General features: G+C 31.2%; 7 protein-coding genes and 1 pseudogene. All 8 read left to right on the plus strand.

What is annotated here, in order from left to right; genetic code table 11:
* The first annotated feature begins 145 nt into the window (after positions 1-145).
* The 8 genes and pseudogenes from WFZ85_RS15505 (at position 146) to WFZ85_RS15540 (ending at position 7,285) form a co-directional block, all read left to right on the plus strand.
* Entirely contained in the window at positions 146-292 is a 147-nt protein-coding gene (locus WFZ85_RS15505; protein WP_413789743.1) for a tyrosine-type recombinase/integrase, read from the plus strand.
* A 124-nt stretch (positions 293-416) separates the two neighbouring features.
* Positions 417-860, plus strand: coding sequence for a hypothetical protein (locus WFZ85_RS15510; protein ID WP_342697175.1), 444 nt, complete (start codon positions 417-419; stop codon positions 858-860).
* A gap of 373 nt (positions 861-1,233) precedes the next feature.
* A complete protein-coding gene (locus tag WFZ85_RS15515; protein ID WP_342697176.1) occupies positions 1,234-1,776 on the plus strand; it encodes a hypothetical protein in 543 nt (180 codons plus the stop codon).
* Between the two features lie 483 nt (positions 1,777-2,259).
* A complete protein-coding gene (locus tag WFZ85_RS15520) occupies positions 2,260-4,656 on the plus strand; it encodes a DUF7948 domain-containing protein (RefSeq protein WP_342697177.1) in 2,397 nt (798 codons plus the stop codon).
* 172 nt (positions 4,657-4,828) lie between these two features.
* Positions 4,829-4,951: pseudogene (locus tag WFZ85_RS15525) on the plus strand (integrase); the annotation flags it as partial.
* A 146-nt stretch (positions 4,952-5,097) separates the two neighbouring features.
* Entirely contained in the window at positions 5,098-5,535 is a 438-nt protein-coding gene (locus WFZ85_RS15530) for a hypothetical protein (RefSeq protein WP_342697178.1), read from the plus strand.
* Between the two features lie 227 nt (positions 5,536-5,762).
* Positions 5,763-6,464, plus strand: a complete 702-nt coding sequence (locus tag WFZ85_RS15535; RefSeq protein WP_342697179.1) for an FRG domain-containing protein — start codon at positions 5,763-5,765, stop codon at positions 6,462-6,464.
* A gap of 530 nt (positions 6,465-6,994) precedes the next feature.
* A complete protein-coding gene (locus WFZ85_RS15540; RefSeq protein WP_342697180.1) occupies positions 6,995-7,285 on the plus strand; it encodes a hypothetical protein in 291 nt (96 codons plus the stop codon).
* Positions 7,286-7,721 lie beyond the last annotated feature (436 nt).

The raw sequence follows: 7,721 nt of genomic DNA on the forward strand, positions 1-7,721 counted from the left end.
GTTGCAGAGTTTGAGGACACCGAAGGAAACAGAATTGCCTTATATCAAACCAAATAATGACGACAGAAAAAAACAACCGCTAATCGAGTAGACGGCTCCGCCAGAAACTGACGGAGTGCGCCTCTGAGGGTACTGAGCGGATGTTATCCAGTGCTGTTTACTTGAGAGGGGTACAGATTTAAGGTATATTTCAGAGTTGCTAGGTCATAGTAGTAGTAAAACAACTGAAATATATACTCATGTAAGTACGAAAAGTATTCCACAATTTAAAAGGCCTTTTGATGATTTGTGATAAAAAAAATAATTATATATTTGGAGTAAATACGCTACTGAGTAGCGACAATCTACCCTGTTTTGGGTGTATATGCGCTACTTTGTAGCGGGTATATACAAGTTAGCGGTAATTAATCCTGACCATGAAGAAAATAGTAATTTTATTTGTTTTGACAATTATTTTCAGTCGTTGTAATATCGGAGCTGGGACACTCGGGTCGTTTGACGACAGAAGATTTCCAATCAAGAAATCAGACTTCGTAACTGCAGTTGATTCGTTGACTGAAAAGCAGATTCCTGACAAATGGAAAGAGACCGCCACAGGCATCGAACACACATATGAATTTATGAAAGAGAATACATGTTTGTATCTAAAGGATAATCCTGAAGAGATGTACTTCGTCTCTTATAATGGAAGTCAAAAAGCTTCGGTTATTTCTGTAAGGTCAGTATTCAAAGGCGGACGTTGGTACACTAAAAACGACTTTGACAAATCCGAAATAGAGAGAATTGAGAAAAGATTTGACGAAGAAATAATCGAACAGATTGAAAGGAAAACAAGGACAAAAGCTGAGCGGATAAATTAACTACCGCCAATCGAGTAGACGGCTGCGCCAGAAACTGACGGAGTGCGGCTCTGCCGGTAGTGAGCGGATGGTGGTTATAGGTGTTTACTTGAGAGGATATAGATTTGAGGTACATTTTAGAGTTTCTAGGTCATAGTAGTAGTAAAACAACTGTAATATATACTCCTGTTAGTACGAAAAATATTCCACAATTTAAAAGCCCTTTTGATGATTTGTGATAAAAAAAATAATTATATATTTGGAGTAAATACGCTACTGAGTAGCGACAATCTACCCTAATATGGGTGTATAGTCGCTACTTTGTAGCGAGTATATGCAAGTTTGCAGACAGATAACGTGAAACGAAGAAAAACAACCAAAAATATAAAAACTTATGATTAAATTTTTAACTGAAAATATTATAGTAATTGTATCAATTATAGTTTATGGAATTGTTTTTGTTATTCAAAAAGCACAGTTTAAAAAACAGAATGAAATAATGAGTAAATATGAAAAAGTATTTGCCATTTTTAATATTGATGAAATTGAAAAATATGTAGAACTTCAAAAGAAATCTGTAAATCTTTCATTTGGAAACAGAGAAATAGAACTTTCAAATTTAGAAAATGAGTTTTCTAAAAAACTAAATGAAATTGAGGAAACTTTGAATAGTTCAAAATCGAACTTGGAAAAATCAAAAGAAATTTCAAATAGTTTTATAAATGCTTTTAATTCAACTAAAGATTTTAATAAAGAATTACACGAAATAATTAAAAATGAATTTGCGGAAATGTATGCTATAATTGAGAAAAGCACTATCAAAAGTAAAAACCCTGAACTTTATAAAGAAATAGAAAATCAACTCATCAATACTGCGAAAAAGTATAATGAGCAAAAAATGGAATTGCTAAATAAAGTTAAAGCAGATGAAATATAAAATTGAAATTTAAAAATAGCCGAACGCCTAATCGAATATACGGCTCCGCCAGAAACTGACGGAGTGCGCCTCTGACGGTAGTGAGCGGATGGTGGTTAGAGGTGTTTACTTGAGAGGTGCACAAATTTAAGGTATGTTTTAGAGTTGCTAGGTCGTAGTAGTAGTAAAACAACTGATGTATATACTCCTGTTAGTACAAAAAGTATTCAACAAATAAAAAGTCCTTTTGATGATTTGTGATACAACTTTTATTTCTATTTTTGAAACAAATACGCTATTCAATTGCGCCTATCTACCCTGTTTTGGGTGTATATGCGCTACTTTGTAGCGGGTATATACAAGTTAACTGAAACCCTTGAGCTACACAGGACGCAGATAAAATAATTATAAAATCAAGTTTCTATTTATTAATTGTAAATTATTTTAAAATATTTTTCTAATTAGAATCATTTTTTTAATTTTAAATAACTTAGTATTAATTTTATGAAAAAAAATCTACTTATAATTTTTGCTCTTTTATTATTTAAAATAGCAACTATACATGGACAAGCTAACAATCTAAATACTGATGCTAAACAAAAGCTAAATAACCTAAATCAGCAGTATTTTATTGAAAATAAAGGACAATGGCCCAACGAAGTGCTTTACTTAACTCAAATGAGTGGTTTAAATACTTGGATAACAAGAAAAGGCATACAGTTGGAATTTTATAAAAAAGAAATAAATAATGAAAACGTATCTAAAATAGATGACTGTAGCAAATTAGAGATTATAGATTGCAAGTTCATTGGACAGCGAGTTAATTATGATCTAGTTAACTGTAATTCTATAGTAGTTGCAAAAGGCGAAATGCGACAAAGTGCACATAAAAACTTTCTTATTGGTAATGATCAAAACAAATACGCCACAAACGTTGCTATATATGGTCAAGTAATTGTTAAAGATATTTACGATGGCATAGATATTAGATATTATTTTGAAAATAATTTTTTAAAATACGATTTCATTGTACATCCTTGGGCAGATGCAAACCAAATACAAATTAATATAGTTGGTAGCGATAAAACCTATTTGAATACTAAAGGTGAATTGGTTCTTTCTACTTTATTTGGTGAAATACAAAACGCAAATTTGTATTGCTATCAACAAGAAGATAGGAGAAAGGTAGAAGGAAACTTTACAAATAAAAGTGGTAACTGGTCATTTGATTTAGAAACTTACGATAAAAGCCAAACCTTGATTATTGATCCACTTATATATGCTACTTATATTGGGGGAAGCCATTATGATGAAGCTTACTCGATTGCTGTAGATGCTTCAAATAATGTCTATGTTAGTGGTTTTACCTATTCATCAAATTTCGATATTACTGCGGGTGCTTTTCAAACCTCAAGAGCTGGCGACTGGGATATTTTTGTGAGTAAACTAAATGCTGGGGGTACAGACTTGATATATTCAACATACATTGGAGGAAGTGGCAGTGATTTTGCAGTTTCTAGCGCTGTTGATGCTAACAATGATTTATATATTACTGGCTATACATCATCCACTAACTACATTACCACAGCAGGTGCGTTTCAGACAATAAACAATGGAGGTGTAGACGGATTTATTACCAAGTTAAATGCTTCTGGGACAGCTCTAATTTATTCTACTTATATTGGAGGTAATAACGGAGATTACAGTCGGGCTATTGCTATTGATACTTCCAATAATGCTTACATCACAGGTAATACTAATTCAAATAATTTTGTAACTAGTATTGGGGCTTTTCAAAATGTATATAATGGACTTGAAGATATTTTTGTATGCAAACTAAATGAAGCAGGCAATACTTTAATCTATTCAACATATATTGGGTCTTTTAACAATGAATATGGTCAATCAATTGCTTTAGACAATGCGGGTAATGCCTATATTACAGGTTGGGCTCATTTTGGCTTCATCACAACACCTGGAGCATTTCAATCCACAATCGGTGGCGGTAGTGATGCTATTGTTGTTAAGTTAAACTCTTTAGGTACGGCATTAATCTATTCAACTTTTATTGGTGGTAGTGGTGCTGATGCAGGTTTCGATATTGCTCTTGACTCTTCTAATAACGCATATATTACTGGTGATACTGAATCTTCAAATTTTATAGTTAGTCCTACTGCTTTTCAAAACAATCATGAAGGAAGCTGGACTGACGCATTCGTAACCAAAATTAATGCTTTGGGTAATGCAATAATTTATTCGACTTATCTAGGAGGAAGTGGAGATGATACTTCTTATTCAATTTCAGTAGATTCTAATGAAAACGCATATATTACTGGACGTACTGAATCAACAAATTTCGACATTACAGCTGGAGCTTTTCAAACAACGAAAGCTGCTGGGCGTGATGTATTTGCAAGTAAACTCAATGCTACAGGCAGTGCTTTATTATATTCTTCTTATATTGGAGGCAATAATAATGATGTTGGACTTTCTCTAGCACTTGATAGCTCTGCCAATGCATATTTAACAGGTTTAACCTGGTCTACCGATTTATATACTTCAACAGGAGCCTTCCAAACTGGAAATGCAGGAACTCGGGATTTATTTGTTTTCAAATTGGATATGATACCTAATTTATCAATTATTGAAAATTTTAAAAACAATTTATTTAGTGTTTTTCCAAACCCATCGTATGGGGTTTATCAAATAGTATTTGAAAACACCAATATGTTGGCTTTAGAATTAGAAGTTTACGATATAACTGGCAAATTAGTTCTTAACAAGCAAGTTAGTAACAAAAATGACTTTTACATTGACATTTCAAAAGAAGCTAGTGGTATGTATTTATTAAAAGTAAAAACAAATCAAGCACAACAAATCACACGATTGATAAAATTGTAAAAAAAAGAGGAAATATAAATTTGAGAAATATGATAATCAATAAAACGTGTTCGAAAATAAATAAATAAATATTAGGGCTTCAGTTAATCGAGTAGACGGCTCTGCCAGAAACTGACGGAGTGCGTCTCTGCCGGTACTGAGCGGAAGGTGGTTAGAGGTGTTTACTTGAGAGGGGACAGATTTGAGGTATATTTTAGAGTTGCTAGGTCATAGTAGTAGTAAAACAACTGAAATATATACTCATGTTAGTACGAAAAGTATTCAACAAATCAAAAGTCCTTTTGATGATTTGTAATACAACTTTTATTTCTATTTTTGAAACAAATACGCTATTCAATAGCGCCTATCCACCCAGTTTTGGGTGTATATGCGCTACTTTGTAGCGGGTATAAAGAAGTTGTATGCAAGTTGCTCACCGAACTAAAAAAATAGCAAGAAAAAATGTTAAGTCTAAATGAAATCAATAAACTTAATAAATTAAAACGTTTAGAAAAAGTTACTCATTTCTTAAACGAAAAGAAATTTTTATTTATAGATAATGTTGAAATTTATTTTTTAAAAAGCTTAAATGAAAAAGGTAATTGTGAAACTTTGGAAAAAATCAAAAAACTGATTAATCTTCAGAAAAATTTAAGAATAGCATTATTACCTAATCATAAAAATGTGAGTCTAAATAAAATAGATTCTGAAAGCCTAATTGAAGTATATGGTGAAGAATATTATGATTTATATTTAATAAAAAACAACAAAGATAAATATTATATGATTATTCAAGAAAATAATTTTCACAAGAATAGAGCAAACTTTGAATTAATATATTTAGAAAAGACTAAGATTTTCAGTGATATTATTTTCATTAACAAACAGAAATTAAATTAAAACCTGCATACAATCGAGTAGACGGCTCCGCCAGAAACTGACGGAGTGCGCCTCTGACGGTACTGCACCACTCCTTTTATGTGGTTTTAATTTTATATAAATATAAAAACAAAATTACAGGCTGGTTTTCTTACAACTATTTTAGTATATTTGAAAAAGAGATTGTGGAGTTTTTTTTTACAGTCTGACGTTGGCAGTAACCTTACCAAAAAAAAAACTGAAATTTAATGAAAGAAATAGAGATTAAAAGTATTGATGACTTTCATAAAAGAATAGAAAAGTACAGAAAAAGTTCTTGGTTTAAATTTCGCGGACAAAGCGACATAGACTGGGAACTAATTCCAAAGGCTGGAAGAAAACCATACACAAACGTTAGTGATTTATCACTTTTTACACATTGGAAAAGGAGAGCAATTACACATCTAAAAAAGGAAAACAATACCGAATGGGAATTATTAGCAATTGCTCAACATACAGGTTTACCAACAAGATTACTTGATTGGACACATAATCCTTTGGTTGCTGCATTTTTCGCAACTTCAGAGAATACAGAAAAAGATGGTGCTATTTATATATACAATCCTAATTCTGTAATTTTACACGAAACAATTGCGCCATTTGAAATTGAAGAAAAAAAGAAAATAAAATTTCATCAACCAAATTCTTCTTCAAGTAGAATTATAAATCAATTAGGATATTTTTCTGTACATACAAATCCGAAATTAGCTTTGAATGACAAAACAAAAGATGGAACTTTAGAAAAATTAATTATCAAAAAGGAACTCAAAATGGAATTGATGTATATGCTAAATCAATATGGTGTAAACTATTTAACATTATTTCCTGATTTAGAAGGATTGTCTAAACATTTAGAATGGTTTGCTGAAAATTATGAATATTGGGATAATACTTTTGACGAAAAAGCATAAAAGGCTACTGCTAACAGCCGTTCCTATGTAAAGCATCATAAAGTTATTAACAACTTTGAATAAGGGTTATATTTCCCCGCTTCCGCGCTAATGCCTTTGCATGGTTTTAGATAAAAAAATAAAAATTATGCAAGTTTACAGGCTGTTTTTCTTACATGTATTTTAGTATATTTGAAAAAGAGATTGTAATGTTTTTTCACAGTCTGACGTTAGGCGTCAGTTTCATAAAACTGTGCAAAAATTTACGACTTAATGCAACTAATTATAATAACAAATGAAAAACAATTTAAGAAGATTAGTTTTTACCATTTACTTAGTAATATCTATTTCTGTTTCAGGATATTTCTATATAAATCCAATTGTTGACCTAAGTACTGATTTTCACAGGAATATTGTACGCCAATATGACTATTCAAACTTCAAATATTCAGTTTTAGTATCAATAATTATTGGAGTTATCATATTCTCATATTTTGATTATCTCAAAAAAAAAAATAATTAGTTTAGAAATATATAAATAACAAAGTGTAATGGAAAAATTTGAAAGTTTAGTTGCAAAGGTAAATTTTAAATTAATTGGATTAACCGCATACAATAGGCAACAAATCCTTGAAAGAACAAGGAAGGAAATTGGTGAAGATGTCATTTTGAGAAAAGGTGAAATGTTTTATTTTGACTCAACAAAATATAGAATTACAGAAATTGTATTTGTACTAAGAAGAGAAGAATTTGAAAAAAAATTTCCATTCACAGTTTACTCTCAATATGACAATAACTTTACAAATTGTGATATTGAAGTGTTTGCGGAAATTATTGATTAACAAAGTTGTAAAACCGAACGGCTAATTGAGTAAACGGCTGCGCCAAAAACTGAAGGAGAGCGCCTCTGATGGTACTGAGCGGATGGTGGTTAGAGGTGTTTACTTGAGAGGTGCACAGATTTGAGGTACATTCTAGAGTTGCTAGGTCATAGTAGTAGTAAAACAACTGATATATATACTCATGTTAGTACGAAAAGTATTCCACAATTTAAAAGCCCGTTTGATGATTTGTGATATAACTTTTATTTCTATTTTTGAAACAAATACGCTATTCCATAGCGCCTATCTACCCTGTTTTGGGTGTATATGCGCTACTTTGTAGCGGGTATATACAAGTTAGTAGTCATTCTGTGAGAAAATCCAAAATCAAGAATATCATTATGAAAAAACAAATATTACTTTTAATTACATTTTCTATATTTTTCATTTCTTGTAA

It is taken from the genome of Flavobacterium aureirubrum (assembly GCF_038739835.1).
Lineage (GTDB): Bacteria > Bacteroidota > Bacteroidia > Flavobacteriales > Flavobacteriaceae > Flavobacterium > Flavobacterium aureirubrum.

Coding starts and splice junctions, on each gene's coding strand:
- WFZ85_RS15540 (WP_342697180.1), top strand. CDS start 6,995: ATGGAAAAATTTGAAAGTTTAGTTGCAAAGGTAAATTTTAAATTAATT.
- WFZ85_RS15530 (WP_342697178.1), top strand. CDS start 5,098: ATGTTAAGTCTAAATGAAATCAATAAACTTAATAAATTAAAACGTTTA.
- WFZ85_RS15520 (WP_342697177.1), top strand. CDS start 2,260: ATGAAAAAAAATCTACTTATAATTTTTGCTCTTTTATTATTTAAAATA.
- WFZ85_RS15515 (WP_342697176.1), top strand. CDS start 1,234: ATGATTAAATTTTTAACTGAAAATATTATAGTAATTGTATCAATTATA.
- WFZ85_RS15535 (WP_342697179.1), top strand. CDS start 5,763: ATGAAAGAAATAGAGATTAAAAGTATTGATGACTTTCATAAAAGAATA.
- WFZ85_RS15510 (WP_342697175.1), top strand. CDS start 417: ATGAAGAAAATAGTAATTTTATTTGTTTTGACAATTATTTTCAGTCGT.